At 63.8% G+C, this 16,095-nt stretch carries 13 protein-coding genes; 9 read left to right on the top strand and 4 right to left on the bottom strand.

Going from position 1 to position 16,095, the window contains the following annotated elements:
* The first annotated feature begins 23 nt into the window (after positions 1–23).
* The 3 genes from pal (at position 24) to IE125_RS01845 (ending at position 2,231) form a co-directional block, all read left to right on the top strand.
* Positions 24–536: a peptidoglycan-associated lipoprotein Pal gene (gene pal, locus IE125_RS01855; RefSeq protein ID WP_189442877.1), complete on the top strand. Its 513-nt coding sequence runs from the start codon at positions 24–26 to the stop codon at positions 534–536.
* Between the two features lie 18 nt (positions 537–554).
* Positions 555–1,409, top strand: coding sequence for a tol-pal system protein YbgF (ybgF, locus tag IE125_RS01850; protein WP_189442876.1), 855 nt, complete (start codon positions 555–557; stop codon positions 1,407–1,409).
* A 63-nt stretch (positions 1,410–1,472) separates the two neighbouring features.
* Complete coding sequence (locus IE125_RS01845; protein ID WP_189443183.1) at positions 1,473–2,231, top strand: YciK family oxidoreductase; 759 nt, start codon at positions 1,473–1,475, stop codon at positions 2,229–2,231.
* Positions 2,232–2,247: 16 nt separating this feature from the next.
* Here IE125_RS01845 and IE125_RS01840 read toward each other — a convergent pair whose 3' ends face one another.
* Together IE125_RS01840 and ubiG are read right to left on the bottom strand one after the other, a co-directional pair.
* Positions 2,248–2,928, bottom strand: a complete 681-nt coding sequence (locus tag IE125_RS01840) for an HAD family hydrolase (protein WP_189442875.1) — start codon at positions 2,926–2,928, stop codon at positions 2,248–2,250.
* The gene (gene ubiG / locus IE125_RS01835; RefSeq protein ID WP_189442874.1) at positions 2,925–3,689 is read right to left on the bottom strand and encodes a bifunctional 2-polyprenyl-6-hydroxyphenol methylase/3-demethylubiquinol 3-O-methyltransferase UbiG; all 765 of its coding nucleotides are present in this window, start codon (positions 3,687–3,689) and stop codon (positions 2,925–2,927) included. The genes IE125_RS01840 and ubiG overlap by 4 nt, the downstream gene beginning before the upstream one ends.
* 400 nt (positions 3,690–4,089) lie before the next feature.
* Here ubiG and galU point away from each other — a divergent pair, with 400 nt between their 5' ends.
* Both galU and IE125_RS01825 read left to right on the top strand, forming a co-directional pair.
* A complete protein-coding gene (gene galU / locus IE125_RS01830; protein ID WP_189442873.1) occupies positions 4,090–4,977 on the top strand; it encodes a UTP--glucose-1-phosphate uridylyltransferase GalU in 888 nt (295 codons plus the stop codon).
* 4 nt (positions 4,978–4,981) lie between these two features.
* Positions 4,982–6,271, top strand: a complete 1,290-nt coding sequence (locus IE125_RS01825) for a nucleotide sugar dehydrogenase (protein ID WP_189442872.1) — start codon at positions 4,982–4,984, stop codon at positions 6,269–6,271.
* A gap of 97 nt (positions 6,272–6,368) precedes the next feature.
* Here IE125_RS01825 and IE125_RS01820 read toward each other — a convergent pair whose 3' ends face one another.
* A complete protein-coding gene (locus tag IE125_RS01820; RefSeq protein WP_189442871.1) occupies positions 6,369–7,010 on the bottom strand; it encodes a Fe-Mn family superoxide dismutase in 642 nt (213 codons plus the stop codon).
* Positions 7,011–7,348: 338 nt separating this feature from the next.
* Between IE125_RS01820 and IE125_RS01815 the strand changes: the two genes are divergently transcribed.
* From IE125_RS01815 to msrA, 4 genes are read left to right on the top strand one after another with little or no spacing between them, the layout of a single operon-like run.
* Positions 7,349–8,356: a coiled-coil domain-containing protein gene (locus IE125_RS01815; RefSeq protein ID WP_189442870.1), complete on the top strand. Its 1,008-nt coding sequence runs from the start codon at positions 7,349–7,351 to the stop codon at positions 8,354–8,356.
* 4 nt (positions 8,357–8,360) lie between these two features.
* Positions 8,361–10,214: an autotransporter assembly complex protein TamA gene (gene tamA, locus IE125_RS01810; RefSeq protein WP_189442869.1), complete on the top strand. Its 1,854-nt coding sequence runs from the start codon at positions 8,361–8,363 to the stop codon at positions 10,212–10,214.
* Positions 10,178–14,368 (top strand): autotransporter assembly complex protein TamB, encoded by a 4,191-nt coding sequence (gene tamB / locus IE125_RS01805; RefSeq protein ID WP_229808870.1) that lies wholly within the window; start codon positions 10,178–10,180, stop codon positions 14,366–14,368. The genes tamA and tamB overlap by 37 nt, the downstream gene beginning before the upstream one ends.
* 56 nt (positions 14,369–14,424) lie before the next feature.
* Complete coding sequence (gene msrA, locus IE125_RS01800) at positions 14,425–15,063, top strand: peptide-methionine (S)-S-oxide reductase MsrA (protein ID WP_189442868.1); 639 nt, start codon at positions 14,425–14,427, stop codon at positions 15,061–15,063.
* 9 nt (positions 15,064–15,072) lie between these two features.
* Here the strand turns inward: msrA and IE125_RS01795 are convergent, their stop codons facing one another.
* Positions 15,073–16,092 carry a hydrolase gene (locus tag IE125_RS01795; RefSeq protein WP_189442867.1) on the bottom strand — a complete coding sequence of 340 codons (1,020 nt, stop codon included), beginning with the start codon at positions 16,090–16,092 and terminating at the stop codon, positions 15,073–15,075.
* Positions 16,093–16,095 lie beyond the last annotated feature (3 nt).

The raw sequence follows: 16,095 nt of genomic DNA, 5'->3' as shown, positions 1-16,095 counted from the left end.
GACATCCGAGCAAGGAGATGACAATGCAATTCAAGACCCACGCCAAGACGCTGGCAGTCGCAATGTCGCTGGCAGTCATGGCCGGCTGTTCCAGCAGCGGTGGCACCCAGGAAGGGAACATGGATGGCACCTCCGGTAACATGTCCGGTCAGGGCATGACTTCCGGCCAGAACATGAGCGGCTCACAGATGAACGCTGGCGATCAGATGCCGAGCGTCAACACCATCTACTTCGCGTTCGACAGCGAAGAGATCCGCCCCGAGTTCGAATCCGTGCTGAACGGTCACGCTCAGTACCTGATGGCAAACCCGAACGTCAACGTCACGCTGGAAGGCTACGCTGACGAGCGCGGTACCCGCGAATACAACCTGGGCCTCGGCGAGCGCCGCGCACAGGCGGTCGAGCAGTACCTGACCGTTCAGGGCGTGTCTCCGTCGCAGATCCAGATCGTCAGCTACGGTGAAGAGCGTCCTGCCGTCCAGGGCCACACCGAAGAAGCTTACGCCAAGAACCGTCGCGTCGTGTTCTCCTACTAAGCACCGACGGAGCAAAGCATGAAACACGGTCTGAAAAGACTGTGCGGCGCGGGAGCCCTGGTGCTCCCGCTGTCCGTATGGGCTCAGCAACCGGTCGTCGACGACCTCACTGGCCAATCCAGCGGCTTCTATAACCAGACGGAAGCGCGGGAGAGCAGTGGCGGCACCTTGACGATCCTCAATCAGTTGCAGGACAACCGTCAGCAGATCCAGCAGTTGCGTGGGCAGGTCGAGGAGCTTCGCTATCAGCTCGAACAGCTCAAGCAGCAGACCCAGAATCAATATCTGGATCTCGATGATCGAATTTCCGGAGGCGGCTCGACAAGCGATACCGGTGCCGACTCTGCCATGACCGGCGGCTCGGCCGCGACCGACAGCGGATCGACGGTCGACAGCGCAGCGGCCAGTGATGTCACCAATGGCGGCCAGGCGGCAGCGGCGGCTGCACCGTCATCGGAGACCGGCACGAGTGCGCCTGCGGCCTCCGGCGGCAGCGGAGAGGGGCGCGACGCTTATCAGGCGGCGTTCCAGAAGGTGCAGTCGCGTCAATTCGACGCCGCCATCAGCGCCTTCCAGCAGTTCATCAGCGATTACCCGCAATCGAGCCTGGTTTCCAACGCACATTATTGGCTGGGCGAGCTTTACTCGGCGCAGTCTCAGCTCGATTCGGCAGCGGATGCTTTCGATACGGTGATCAACGACTATCCGCAAAGCAACAAGGTGCCGGATGCGCTCTACAAGCTCGGACTGCTCAAGGCGCGACAGGGCGACACCAGCGGCAGTCGCGAACTTCTGCAACGCGTTCGCAGCGACTACCCCGACAGTAATGCAGCCCAGATGGCGGGTGATTTCCTGAATCAGACGGGCGGTTGACGACGACTTCGCCGGTAGCGCATCCCACCCAGGCAAGGCGTCACCCCCTCGGGAGACAAGATGATGAAATGCCATATCGACTATCAGGCGCCGTCAACGCTACTCGAGGGGCGGGTGATACTCGTGACCGGGGCAAGTGCTGGCATCGGTCGCGCTGCGGCATTGGCTTTTGCCGCCCACGGCGCGACCGTGGTGCTGCTGGGGCGAAGCGTCAGTCGTCTCAAGGTCGTGTATGACGCCATCGAATCGTCAGGGGCTCCGCAGCCGGCCATCTTCCCACTCAATCTGGAAAGCGCGACGTCGCTGGATTACCAGGCCGTCGCCGACAAGCTCTCTTCGGAGTTCGGTCGTCTTGACGGGGTGCTGCACAACGCAAGCATTCTGGGTGAACGGCTCAGCGTGGAAGACGCGAATCTGGAAACCTGGGCGCAAGTGATGCAGGTCAATTTCACCGCGACGCTTGGCTTGACCCAGGCGCTACTGCCGCTGCTCGCGTCGGCGGAACGGGCGTCGGTCGTTTTTACGTCATCCAGCGTCGGTCGCAAGGGCCGCGCCAACTGGGGCGCCTACTCGACTTCGAAGTTCGCCACCGAGGGTCTGATGCAGATTCTGGCCGATGAGCGTCGTGACGGCCCAGTGCGGTTCAACTCACTCAATCCCGGTGCTACCCGCACCGCGATGCGACAGGCCGCCTATCCCGAGGAAGATCCTCAATCGGTCAGAGCGCCCGAGGAAATCCTGCCGACCTACCTGTGGCTGATGGGAGACGACAGTCTTCACGCCAACGGTGAGATGTTCGACGCGCAGCCGCCGCGAGGCTGATGCCCAGAGCCGGCTGTCAGGCCTCTGGCCATCGTTCATCGATAGCCGCAATCAGGGCCGCCGGCGTCTCGAACCAGGCATCGGCGGGCCAGTCTTCGCTAGCGTCATCGGCATCGATATACCCATAACGCACCGCGACGGCTGTCATTCCGGCACGCCGTGCAGCTTCCATGTCGCGGCGATGATCGCCGATATACCAGCAGGCCGAAGGTGATGTGCCCAGCTGGTGCGCCGCGGCCCAAAGCGGTTGCGGCTCCGGCTTCTTGACCGGCAGGTCGTCGGCGCAGTAGAGCGCTCCCGGCTGCAGACCCAGCGCGTCGATCAGCGGTTCGGCATACCGCCGCGGCTTGTTGGTGACGATTCCCCAGGGCCGCTGCGCCCGCTGCCAGCGCGTCAGCAACGCTTCCAGCCCTTCAAAGACCTGGCTGCGATCGGCGACCACCTCGGCATAGCGTTCCAGCAGGAAATCGCGTGCGCGGGCATGGTTGGCGTCCGTTACCGTCAGGTTCAGCGCCAGCGTCACCAGCGCACTGCCGCCGTTGGAGACCTGTTCGCGGATCGTGTCGAACGCAAGCCTGGGCAGCCCATGATGTTCGCGAAGTCGATTGGTCGCTTCGGCCAGATCCGGGGCCGTATCGACCAGAGTGCCGTCCAGGTCGAACAACAGGGCAGCGGGACGTGTAAGCACTGGTGTCATGCGTCGTCGGCATCGTCATCGCTGGGTCCGGTCCATTCGGGGCGGACGTGGACCATGTAATTGACCGAGACATCATGACGCGAGAGTCGATAGTGTCGGGTCACCGGGTTGTAGGTGAGGCCGGTCTGATGCTTGAGGCGAAGCCCGCACGCCCGACACCAGGCCGACAACTCTGAAGGGCGGATGAACTTGCGGTAATCGTGCGTGCCTTTCGGCAGCAGTCCGAGAACATACTCGGCGCCGAGTATAGCGAATGCATAGGACTTGGGATTGCGGTTGATCGTCGAGAAAAATAGATGCCCACCGGGTTTCACCAGCTTGGCGCAGGCACGAATCACCGAGCCGGGATCCGGGACGTGCTCGAGCATTTCCAGGCAGGTCACGACATCGAAGCTGGCAGGGGATTGGTCGGCCATCGCCTCGACGCTGATGCACTGATAGTCAACGTCGACTCCGCTTTCGAGCTGGTGCAGCCGGGCGACCGATAGCGGCGCTTCGCCCAGATCGATGCCGGTGACGTCGGCCCCGCGCTGTGCCATCGCCTCGCTGAGAATGCCGCCGCCACAGCCCACGTCCAGGACGCGCTTGCCGGCTAGGGGAACCTGCGCGTCGATGAATCCCAGGCGCAGCGGATTGATGTCGTGCAGCGGCTTGAAGTCGCCCTCGCGATCCCACCACCGGCTGGCGAGAGCATCGAACTTGGCGATCTCGGCGTGATCGACATTGTCGCGAAACGTGTCTTGGTGAGGAGAACTCGTCATGAAACTATCCTTCCCGGGATGAGTGATGCATCTTCCGGTGTCGGGAATCGGGGGCATCATCCGTCGCAGACCCGATGACAACCTTGGACACTCGACTAATCTAATATGGATATGATTCTACTACGGATATGGCCGTCGGCGAGGCCGGATCGACATCGATTCCGAGATGTCCCACGATCGGCACCCGTCGGCGCGTCGCGGCATGGTGAATGCACCGGGCACGTCGCCGAGGCGACAGGTGTCGATCGTTGATCGTTCACGTCGGCAGCCAAAAGATGACGCAAACTGTCGCGATACTGCGACTGTGCTTTCGTGTTTGACGCCGTTAAGCTAGTCAAAGGATGCGACGACCGTCGTCGTCAGTCGCTGATTTCATACCCAGGAAGGGAAGGACCAAAAGATGATTCGCAAGGCTGTACTCCCCGTTGCCGGATTCGGCACCCGCTGCTTGCCCGCTTCGAAGGCGATCCCGAAAGAGATGATCACCATCGTCGACAAGCCGGTGATCCAGTATGTGGTCACGGAGGCGGTGAAGGCCGGGATCAAGGAGATCGTCCTGGTCACGCACTCTTCCAAGAGCGCCATCGAAAATCACTTCGACAAACATTTCGAACTCGAGAATCAGCTCGAAGCCAAGGGCAAGGACGAGCTGCTCGACGAGCTGCGCAACATCATTCCCGATGACGTCAACATCATCAGCGTACGTCAGCCGGAAGCCCTCGGTCTCGGTCACGCCATTCTCTGCGCGCGTCCCGTCGTCGGCAACGATCCCTTCGCGGTCATGCTGCCGGATGTGCTGATCGACGACGAGGGGCTGGCCAGCAACGACCTGGCCGGCATGATCGAGGCCTACGACAAGTCCGGAAAATCCCAGATCATGGTCGAGACCGTGCCGCAGGAGTTGACCTACAAATACGGTATCGTGGCGCTCGAGGGCGATGAACCGGCTCCGGGCGCCAGCGCACCCCTGACCGGCATGGTCGAGAAGCCGAAGGTGGAGGAAGCTCCCTCGACGCTGGCCGTCATCGGTCGCTACCTGCTGCCTGGCGAGATCTTCCCGATTCTGGCCGAAACCAAGCCCGGTGCCGGTAACGAGATTCAACTCACCGACGCGATCGAGACGCTGCGCCGACAGAACGGTGCCGAGGCGTATCGCATGGAAGGCCAGACCTATGACTGCGGCAGCCAGCTCGGCTACCTCGAGGCCACGCTGGCGCTCGGCAAGAAGCATCCGACGCTCGGCAAGGGCTTTACCCAACTGATCAAGCAATACGCGTCCGAGGGCTGAAGCCATGCGCGTGGTCGTACACGGTAGCGAACTGGCAGCGGCCACCGCCGCTGCCGCCTTGTGCTCGGTCGGACACCAGGTGACCTGGCTGCCTCATGCGGATTCGCCCTGGCAGCGCCTGGCCGATGCCGACTGGCTGGCGAGCGAGCCCGGACTCAAGGCACAGATCGCCGAAGGTCAGGCGTCCGGGCAGTTGACGCTGGTCGATGAAGTTGCAGACGATGTCGACGCCGATATTCATTGGCTGGCCCTGTCGCCAGAGCAACGCGAGGCTGCCGAGCAGTATGTCGAGCGTGGGCCCGGCCGGCAGTCCACGCCGCTGGTGATCGTCAACAATTCCACGTTCCCCGTCGGTCAGACCGAGAAACTCGAAGCGCTGCTGGGCCACGCTGGCCAGGTTGCCGTGGCGCTCCCGGACCGCATCGAAGAAGGGCGCGCCTGGGAGACCTTCACGCGTCCGGCGCACTGGCTGCTCGGCAGTGAGGACGAATGGGCGACGCAGCAGATTCGCGAGCTGCTGCGCGCGTTCAACCGTCGTCACGAAGTTTTCCAGCTCATGCCTCGGCGCGCTGCCGAGCTGACCAAGCTGGCGATCAATGGCATGCTGGCGACGCGCATCAGCTTCATGAACGAGCTCGCTGGCCTTGCCGATTCGCTGGGCGTGGACGTCGAGTTCGTGCGTCAAGGGATGGGCGCCGACACCCGGATCGGGTTCGAGTATCTTTACCCTGGCTGCGGTTTCGGCGGGCCGAGCTTTTCGCGGGATCTGATGCGGCTGGCCGATGTCCAGCATGCGACCGGTCGTGAATCCCACCTGCTCGAGCACGTGCTGGATATCAACGAAGGCAAGAAGGAGACGCTGTTTCGCAAGCTCTGGAATCATTTCCACGGAGAGCTGGAAGGTCGCACCGTGGGTATATGGGGCGCTGCCTTCAAGCCGGGTACGGCACGTATCGACCACGCGCCGGTGCTGACACTGCTTGAGGCTCTCTGGGCCCAGGGAGTGAAGACGCGCGTTCACGACCCGGCGGCACTGCATGCGCTGAGCGAACTCTATCCCGATCACCCGCAGTTGCAGCCGTGTACGGAAGATTTCTACGCCGCCTGCGAAGGCGCGGATGCGCTGCTGATGGTCACGGAATGGAAGTGCTACTGGAATCCGGACTGGCGACGTCTGCTGCAGGCGATGAAAACCCCGCTGATTCTCGACGGACGTAATATCTACGACCCGGCTTACGTGGCCTCGCGTGGTTTCGTCTACCGGGGCATCGGCCGACGCGCCGACCCTGCGTGAGCACGGCTCGCCGGCCGTGCCGGCGAGTCTTCATCGCGATTTTCCCTGTGCTTGCGCGCTGTCTCGAGCCTTGACCGCATTCGATTTCTCACTGCGGTCATGCCGACGTGGGGGCGATTTCCAGATTGAGCGCGGCGATTTCCCAGTTGAGATGCGGCCACAGCGCATCGAAATATCGCCCGCGGTCTTCACCGAAGTCGACGCTGTAAGCCTCGGCGGATAGCGACAGTGCCAGCAGCGGCACGATGTCGCGGGGCGCGCTGCCAGTCTCGCTCTCGACGAGCACCAGTCTTTGTGCTCCTTCTCTTGCCACGCTTTGCCTTTCTACTCTTGCGCTTCCCAGTCTCTCGACGCCTAGCCATGACCAGCCGCCGGTGCCATTCGTCACGCGGGCGCGCCAGCGGGCCTGCAGGTTGGCAAGATCGCCGAAATCACGGATCACCCGCGTCATCAACTCACGCGGTACCGGCACCCCATGCGGCGTCAGCCCGTGCCAGAAGAAGACGAGATTCCACGCCTCGCCGGCATGTCGCGCCACGGCCGGGGAGCCGAGCGATCCGGCCAGCGTCGCCAGCGAGCCCGGCTCGTCGACGGCAATGCTCCGGTTCAGCGCTTCCAGATGGCCGCGATGATAATGGCTGAAGAGCAGATCGATCTGCGCGCGAGATATCTCTGGCTCCAGCGAATGGCGCTCGAACGGGAGAGCAGGGAGCTCAAAGCGGGGGTGGAAGTTCGTCATAGAACGAGACGGATGCCAAGCAGGGTGGGAGTCGAAACACAATGATTCATATCGGCGTGCATCCTATCTTGAAAGCGTGACGTAACGCCATGATGAGAGCCGGTTATCACGCCTGAAGCCCGCTGCCAAGCCTAGGCTTCGTCTCGGGTTTCACGTAACGTGATACGAGCTCGTCGTCCGGCGAAGGCATCTGGCGCTGCATCGGACGGCAATCCGTGACACTGTCTCTTCCGGCATGCATCGTGGCCCGAGCGCAGGGACGACATGCCAGGGCACTGAGCATCATCACGACGTCATCTCTCAGGCCAGCACGACCCCGGTAAGGTAAAAAGACGGCAATGCCACCACAATCCGATGATCCCCGTGTCTCTCCCGCTATCGTTCCCGATCGTGGCGACAAGACCTCGGCTCGCGCCGCTTCCGGCCGTTCCCGCCATGTACCAAAGACGCCGGCGCGAAGACCCCCGCGGGTCTGGCCGCTCTGGCTGCTGATTCTACTATTGATCGCAGCGCTGGCCGGCGGCGCCTGGCAGTACTGGCAGATTCAGCAGGCGCGCGATGCGGAGATTGCCCGTCTCAATCAGCGGCTCGACGCGACTGGCTCGACGCTCGATGCTTCCGGCGAGAGTCTGCGTGCGGAGTTCGATCGTCTTCGCCAACAGCTCGACGCGACGCGCGCCGCCGTCGGCAGTCTCGAGACTCGAGTGGCCGACACGCAGCAGGCCGATCAGGTCGATCAGCAGCTAACCTCACTTCAGTCGAGCGACCAAGACCTGAAAGCGCTGATCGGGACACTGCAGTCATCGTTTACCTCGCTCGAGAGTACCGGGCAGGATCAGCGCGCGGCCCTGTCCACGCGTCTCGAGACGCTCGAGCAGGGCCAGACGTCCCAGTCGCAGCAGCTGGACGCCGTCCAGAGCGCGCTCAGCGACGAGCAAGAACAGCGTCAACGGCTCGCCAGCACCGTCGACGACCTCGAACAGACGCAGCAGTCACTGAGCCAGCAGGTAGCCCAATCCGACGGAGAGGAGACAGGCGCTGCCATCGATGGCCTGCAGTCGTCGATCGCCGCGCTCGAGAAACGCGTCGACAGTCAGCCGTCCAGCGACAGCATCGCGGCGCTCGAGAGCTCTGTCACGGAACTTCGCCAGGGGCAGACCGCTCTCAATGCCAGTCTCGAAGCATTGCAGTCCCGCGTCGGTAATCTGCCGAGCGGGGCCAGCGACAGCGACATTCGGGAATTGAGCGAGCGGATCGGTTCGCTGGAGGCGAGCCGCTCTCAATTGACGCGGCGCGTGACTTCCCTGATCACCGATGTATCCAACCTGCAGCGTCGCGGAGGCTGAAACCATGGCCGGAATCAAGGTCCTACGGAAGGGACTTCTCGGGTTGACGGCAGCGGCCTCTCTGCCGGTCGCCGGGCATGCCTGGGCGCTCGACGTGACGGTGAAGGGCATGTCCGGCGCCGCGGCGGACAACGTCGTCAATATTCTTGCCGATCTGGAAGCTGACAGTCAGTCGACGCGCACACGACTCGATGCCGTGGTCAAGGAGCGAGCGCAGCAGGCGCTGCAGGCCTACGGGTACTACAATGCCACGCTTACCACGAGCTATCCCGCCAAGGACAACGAGCAGGTCATCATCACGATCCAGCCTGGCGAGCGCACCAAGATCACCCAGCTCGATGTCTCCCTGGAAGGAGACGCCGCTAAGGATGACGCGTTCGAGAAAGTCATGGCGGCAGACCCCCTCAAGGTTGGCGATCCGCTACTTCACTCCCGCTATGACGGGTTCAAGAGCCAGCTCTCGACGTTGGCACTGGAGCGTGGCTACTTCAACTCGCGCTTCCGTCAGCAGCGCATCGAGGTGCGGCCCTGGGAAAACAGTGCCCGCATCTTTCTCGACATGGATAGCGGGACCCGCTATCGCTTCGGCCACGTGCACTTCAACGGCAGCCAGATCGAGCGGCAGCGCCTCGAGAACATGGTCCCGTTCGAGACAGGAGATCCCTATCTCGCCGGCGATCTCGCCACCTTGAATCAGAATCTGGGGCAGACCGACTGGTTCCGCGGTGTGGCCGTCCGCCCGCGTGTCAACGACGACGCCTCGCCAGCGGCAACCAGTCAGTGGTATGCCGACGCCACCGGCCGAGAGACGACGGCCGACGTCACGGAAGTTCTCGGCGGCCCCGGCCTGCAGGTCGCACGGCAGCTCACCGACAGTCAGCCGACGATCGTGCCGGTCGATGTCGAGCTGACGCCAGCGGACCGTCACCAGTTCGAAGTCGGCATCGGCTACGCCACCGACGTGGGGCCACGAACCCAGTTCTCCTGGACCATGCCGTGGCTCAACCGTTACGGGCACAGCCTGACCAATTCTCTCTATCTGTCAGCGCCGGAGCAGCGTTTTTCGGGCGAATACACCATACCGCTAGCCAATCCGCTCAGAGACAGCTATCGGGTTCGCTACGGCCTGGAAAACGTCGACAACGAAGATACGCAGAGCTTTCAGAGCTCTGTCCAGCTGGCGCGCCACTGGGAGTTTTCCAACGGCTGGGTGCAGGATCTCTACTGGCAGACCACCTACGAGGACTTCACCCAGGCCGACCAGGACGACGCGGTACTGCTGCTCTATCCCGGCATCAGCTGGAGCCGCACGCGCACGCGCAACCCGATATTTCCGACCTGGGGTGACAAGCAGCAGTTGACCCTGGAGTGGTCGGAACCGGCCTGGGGCTCCGATGCCCGCTTCGTGCGCACCACGTTCAGCTCGCAGTGGATCCGCATGCTGGGCAGCGAAAATCGCTTCGTCGGTCGCATCGGTGGCGGTGCCATGGCCACCAATACCTTCGACAAGATTCCGCCGTCGTTGCGCTTTTTCGCCGGCGGCGATCAAAGCATTCGCGGTTACTCCTACGAGAGTCTTTCGCCGGAAAACGACGACGGCGAGCTTCTCGGCGGCCAGCACATGCTCACTAGCAGCATCGAGTATCAGCGCCACGTCACCGGCAACTTCTGGGGTGCCACCTTCGTCGATACCGGCAACGCCTTCGACGAGTGGTGGCCCGACGCGCTCAAGACGGGCGCCGGCGTCGGCGTGCGCTGGATCTCTCCGGTCGGCCCCATTCGTTTCGATATCGCTCACCCGTTTGACGACGAGGAGGACTCTTGGCGTCTCCATTTCTCCATCGGACCGGAGTTCTGATTCGGCTACTGCTGTTCCTGCTGCTGTGGTTGATCGGGCTACTGCTGACGCTTACCGGACTGCTGCTCTCGCCGTGGGGCAGTCACTGGGCGTTCGATCAGGCGCAGTCACGAGGCTGGGTTCAGGCCGAGAGATTCGAGGGTGCACCACTCGACGAGCTGACGATCGACGGTCTGCAGCTCGCCGCCGGTACGCTCAGCGTCTCCGTGGATCACTTTCATCTCGCCTGGGCGGATGACTGCCTGCTCAAGGGGCGTGTCTGTCTCGAGGATCTCACCGTTAGCGGGGCGCGTATTCGGCTGGCGCAAGGCGAACCGGCGACAGAGCCGGAAGCGCCGGCGGAGCCGGGTGGGGCGATGCCGGTCATCTCGGTTCCACTGCCCATCGAGATTCGTCAGGTCAAGCTCGATGATGTCGGTCTCGAACTGGCCAACGGCACTCGGGTGCACTGGGCGCACTTTCAAACCGGTGCCACGCTGGATGGTCATCGCCTCACGCTGTCACCCACGACGCTGGAACAGACGCGAGTGACGCTCGCCAAGAGCGATGATTCCTCGCTGGCCGGCACTGCGCTGACGGATGCAACGCTCGGGGAAGGCGTCGTCAGCCCCGACGCCATCGAGGCCGCCGAAGCGCTCACCGGCGCCGATAGGGCCGAGCGGTCATCGGCGGACGCGCTCGCGGCTACAGCGGGGCCTGCGACACCGACGGCCGTACCCCACCCGAGCTATCCGCTGATGCTGACGCCACTGACGCTGGCAGCGACGGCCAACGTCGCAGCGGCGAACGACGATCAGGCTCAGGCGATGGTCGAGAAGATCGAAACGGCGCTGCGCGAGGCGAGAGCGCAGATTCCCGATCTGCAGCTGCCACTGGAGGTGGTGATTCCCGAGGTGACCGTCAGCGATGTCACGCTCGTGGGCGCCGGACCTGACGCACAGACCGTGAACCGAGTCGAACTGTCGCTGCAGGCGGTGGACCGCCAGATCGAGATTCAGCATTTGCTGGTCGACGCCCCGGATGGTCATGTGGAAGCGCAGGCGAGCGCCACGCTCGAGGGCGATCTTCCGCTTTCCCTGACCGTGGAAGGCCGCGTGATGCGTGCCCCGATCTACGGTCAGCGTTTCAATCTACGGGTCGAAGGTACGCTGGCCGATCTCCAGCTCGGCTTTCAGACCGACGGCAACGCCACGGCCAGCTTCAATGCCAACCTGCACGCTTTCGATGACGGCGTGCCGTTTCAGGCACACCTGACGACCGGCAAGGTCCAGTGGCCGTTCGCCGAACGTCCCTTTGCGCCTTTCGGCGCGCTCGATGATGGCATCGACGAGAAAGCCATCGTCGCATCGCGCCAGCTACGCCAGGTCGAGACGCCAGCGCCGTCGACGCAGTATCGCCTGGATCATCTGACGCTGGATGTCGAGGGCTCTCTCGAACACTACGATGCCAAGGTCGATCTGGCGGGTCAGGCGGCAGATCTGCCGCCCGTCACGCTGGCCGTCGATGGCAGTGGCGATCTCGCGCACTTTCGCTGGCAGCCGCTCAAGCTTGCCGCAGAGGGGGGCAGCCTCAATAGCCAGGGGCTGGTCCGATGGACGCCTGCGCTGTCGGCAAGCGTCAACCTGGACTTTCAGCAGTTGCCGATCGGCGCCTTTACGCAGGCGGTCAGCGGCACGCTCAACGGCCGGGCGCGCGCGGCGTTTGCCATGCGCGACGACGGCGGCTGGCAGCTGGCCTTGCCGCAGCTGGCCATCGATGGTCGACTGCAGCAGCGTGCGCTCGATCTGAACGCGCAGCTCGAGGGCAATAGCGACATGCAGTGGAACATTCGCTCCCTCGACCTGCGCCAAGGGCAGAATCGCGTGACGGCCAGCGGGCAGGTGGGGGATCGACTGAACGTCGATGCTCGAATCGACGCGCCGGCGCTCGGCACCCTCCTGCCGCAGCTCTCCGGCAGTCTGAACGGTACGATTCAGGGCCGTGGCACCCTGACACGACCGCAGATCGACGCCGATCTGCGCGGTAGTCAGGTCGCCTATGCCGAGAACCGAATCAACGCGCTCTCGCTCGATGCCAAGGTCAGCGGTATCGATGATCCGCAGTTCGACGTCGACCTGACTGCCGGCGGCCTTGAGGCCGGCGGACAGCAGATCGATGCCGTGGATCTCGGGCTGACAGGCAAGCTCTCGCAGCACCAGCTGTCGCTCGATGTCAGCGGCGGCGAGGGGCTACCGCTTTCCGCGCTGAGACTGCGGCTTCGTGGCGGACTCGACAGCACCTACCAGCGCTATCAAGGCGCGCTGTCGCAGCTCTCGGTCGGTACCGACTATGGCGACATCGCGCTACGGGATTCACTGGCCTTCAGCGCCAATCTGGCCACCTCGAGCGCGACCGTGCAGCCTTTCTGCCTCGACCGGCAGCAGGGTGGCGCGCTGTGTCTGACCGAGCGAATGACGGCTTCGGCCGCACAGGGACGTGCAGCGCTGTCGATCGATGATATCCCCATGGCCCTGCTCAACGACTTCATGCCGGAGGGATGGCAGGTCGACGGGCAGACCAACGGCAACGTGGTGGCGAGCTGGTCACGTGGTGGACAGGCCTGGACCGCCAATGCCGATCTCGACAGCCAAGTGGCGGTCAGCGGCGTGGATGCCCGTGGCGCACCCTGGCAGGTCCCCGCCGCGACGCTCTCGCTGTCGCTTGACGCCAACCAGCAGCGCGCCAGCAGTCAGCTCGACCTGCAGCTGCAGGACGCCGGTCGCGTTCGCCTTCAGGCCACGGTCGACGACCCTGCCGGCGCAGGTGCCCTGCAGGGGAGACTGCAGCTCGATGACCTGCGCTTTGCGCCATACCGACCGCTGGTTGCCGGCATCAACCAGCTGGAGGGGGCGATCAACGGAGACGTCTCGCTGGGTGGCAACATCGCCGCGCCAGCACTCAATGGCAATATCCGCGTTGGCGGCGTGAAGGTGCGTGGCGATATCTCGCCGGTGGCGGTGACGGATGGTCAGCTAGATCTGGCCCTGCAAGGCCAATCGTCGATGCTCGACGGCTACGTGCAGAGCGACGACGGCCGGATCAACCTCAGTGGTGATGCCAATTGGCGCGACCCTGCGCAGTGGCGGGCCAACGTCAATATCGACGGCACCGACTCGCCGCTGCTGGTCGCGATGCCGGCCTACGGTCGGCTGAGGGTCGCGCCCGATCTGCAGATACACGCGATGCCGCAGCGGCTTCAGGTGCGCGGTGACGTCAGCGTGCCCTGGGCACGGCTCGAGATCGGCCAGATTCCGTCCTCGGCCCAGGCGCCCAGCAGCGATACGGTGATCATCACCGAAGAGGAGGATCGCCAGCAGCAGGCCGCCGCCGCGGCAAGCGCCAACGAGGAGGGGGCCGACACGGCTCAGGCGCTGGCCGACGCTGGCATGCAACTCGACGTGCGGGTCAATCTGCACCTGGGGCCGGACATGCAGCTCAAGGCCTATGGTCTGGAGGCAGGCCTCAAGGGCGAGCTTCAGGTGCGTCAGGGCACGGGGCCGGTCCAGCTCTACGGCGACGTCAACCTGGTCGACGGTACCTACACCTCGTTCGGACAGGATCTGATCATTCGCCAGGGCCAGGTGCTGTTCAGCGGCCCGGCCTCGCAGCCGAGTCTGCAGTTCGAGGCGATTCGTAACCCCGACACCACCGAGGACGACGTCGTCGCCGGGCTGCGCGTCACCGGCTCGGCATCGGCGCCGCGACTGACGATCTTCTCCGAGCCTGCGATGACCGAAAGTCGCGCGCTCTCCTATATCCTGCGCGGCCGTGCACCGGAGGACTCCGGCGGCGGCGACGACGCTCTGACCTCGGCGCTGATCGGCCTGTCGCTTTCGCAGACCGGCAGTGCGGTCGGCCAGGTCGGCGAGGCGTTCGGGGTTCAGGATCTCAGTCTCGATGCGTCGGGCTCCGGCGACGACAGTCAGGTCGTGGTCAGCGGCTACGTCTTCGATGACTTGAAGGTGAGCTACGGCGTCGGCATATTCTCTCCCATCGCGGAGCTCACGCTGCGCTATCGCCTGATCCAGAATCTCTACCTGCAGGCGGTCTCCGGGGCTTCGCAAGCGCTGGATCTCATCTACACCTTCAGTCTGGGTCGCACCAGCGGGCCTTGAGGCAGGGCAGGCCGACGCCGGGCGTTGGCCTGCCCCCTCGACATAGGAGAATCGACATGTTCAGAAGACGTCCCGATGCGCTACCGAACCGTGACACCGCACTGCCGGGTCGCGAGACGCCGATCAACATCAGCGGTGAACACCTGATCAACGGCGCGTCGATGAAACCACCATTTCCGGCCGGCACAGAGCAGATCGTGCTGGGTCTCGGCTGTTTCTGGGGCGCGGAACGCCTGTTCTGGGAGCTGGAGGGCGTAACCGTGACGGCCGTGGGCTATGCCGGCGGCATCACCCCGAACCCGACCTACGAAGAGACCTGCTCCGGGATGACCGGTCACAGCGAAGTAGTGCTGGTGGTATATGACCCGGCGACGATCTCGCTGGAGCGGCTGCTCACGACGTTCTGGGAAGAGCACGATCCGACCCAGGGGATGCGCCAGGGTAACGATCAGGGCACCCAGTATCGCTCAGCGATCTATACCACGAACGCGGCGCAGACCGAGGTGGTCATGCGCAGTCGGGATGCCTATCAGCAAGCGCTGGATGCGCGGGGCAAAGGTCAGATCACCACCGAGATTCGGCCGCTGGAAGCGTTCTATTACGCGGAAGAGTATCACCAGCAGTATCTCGCCAAGAATCCCAACGGCTACTGTGGGTTGAAGGGAACCGGGGTAACCTGTCCCATCGGCGCCTGACGGCAGAGGTCACGAGACCGGCTGGTGCGATCGATTTGCCGACGCCGGCTGCCACTCACGCAGTTGGGCGTCCACGCGCCGTGCGAGCCAGGAGCGCCATCGCCCCCGATGGCGCTCGATATAACCGACGTGGCCGCCGTGCCGAGACAGCTCGAGTCGTACTTCCGGCGACGGGGCGGGAAGACGCGCGAAAAGATCGGCAGGCATGAAAGGGTCGTCCTTGGCGTGGAGGATCAGCGTGGGCAGTTCGATTTCGCCCAGCAGTGGCCCCGCCGACGCGCGGCGATAGTAATCTGACGCCGAGCGGAATCCATGCAGCGGGGCAGTCACCTCGTTGTCATAGGCCCAGAAACTGTTCAACGCGGCGACCTGCCGCGGCGTGATTTTCAGCGGCAGCGTCATCTGCCGTTGCCGCTCGGCGATCTTGCGCTTCAGCGAATGCAGCAGGTAGCGCTGATAGAGTCGCGCCGCGCCGCGGTTCAGGGTATCGGCACATGCCGCGAGATCCAGTGGTGCGTTGATGGCGATGGCGCCAGCCAGCGGCAAGCCGTCGCCTCCCTGTTCGGCGACCAGCTTGACTAGCATGTTGGCGCCGAGAGAGACCCCGGCGGCAACCATCAGCGCTTCCGGGTAGCGGCGCCTTAACTGTCCGATCACCCAGTAGGCGTCGGCGGTATCGCCCGAGTGATACGCCCGCGGCAGCCGGTTGGGTGCCTGCCCGCATCCGCGGAAGTGCATCAGCACGGCTCGCCAGCCCAGGCTGCTTGCGGTATGCAGCAGATCGCGGGCATAGGGCGAGTCGAACGAGCCCTCCAGACCGTGAAACAGCACGAATAGCGGCGCCGCCGGAGAGGCAGGTGCTGGCTCGGCCCATGCCAACTCGACGAAATCGCCATCCGGCAAGTCGACGATCTCCGTTTGCCGCGCCAATGGGCGCCGAGGCAACAAGCGTGGCAGCAGTGTCTGCAGATGCTCATTGGCCAGGCCGGGTGGCGCCCGAAAATCGGCCGAGAATATCTGGCTCGTCATGGC

This window comes from Salinicola rhizosphaerae, assembly GCF_014652715.1.
Classification (GTDB): Bacteria; Pseudomonadota; Gammaproteobacteria; order Pseudomonadales; family Halomonadaceae; genus Salinicola; species Salinicola rhizosphaerae.
This window is presented reverse-complemented; position numbering and strand designations above follow the sequence as displayed.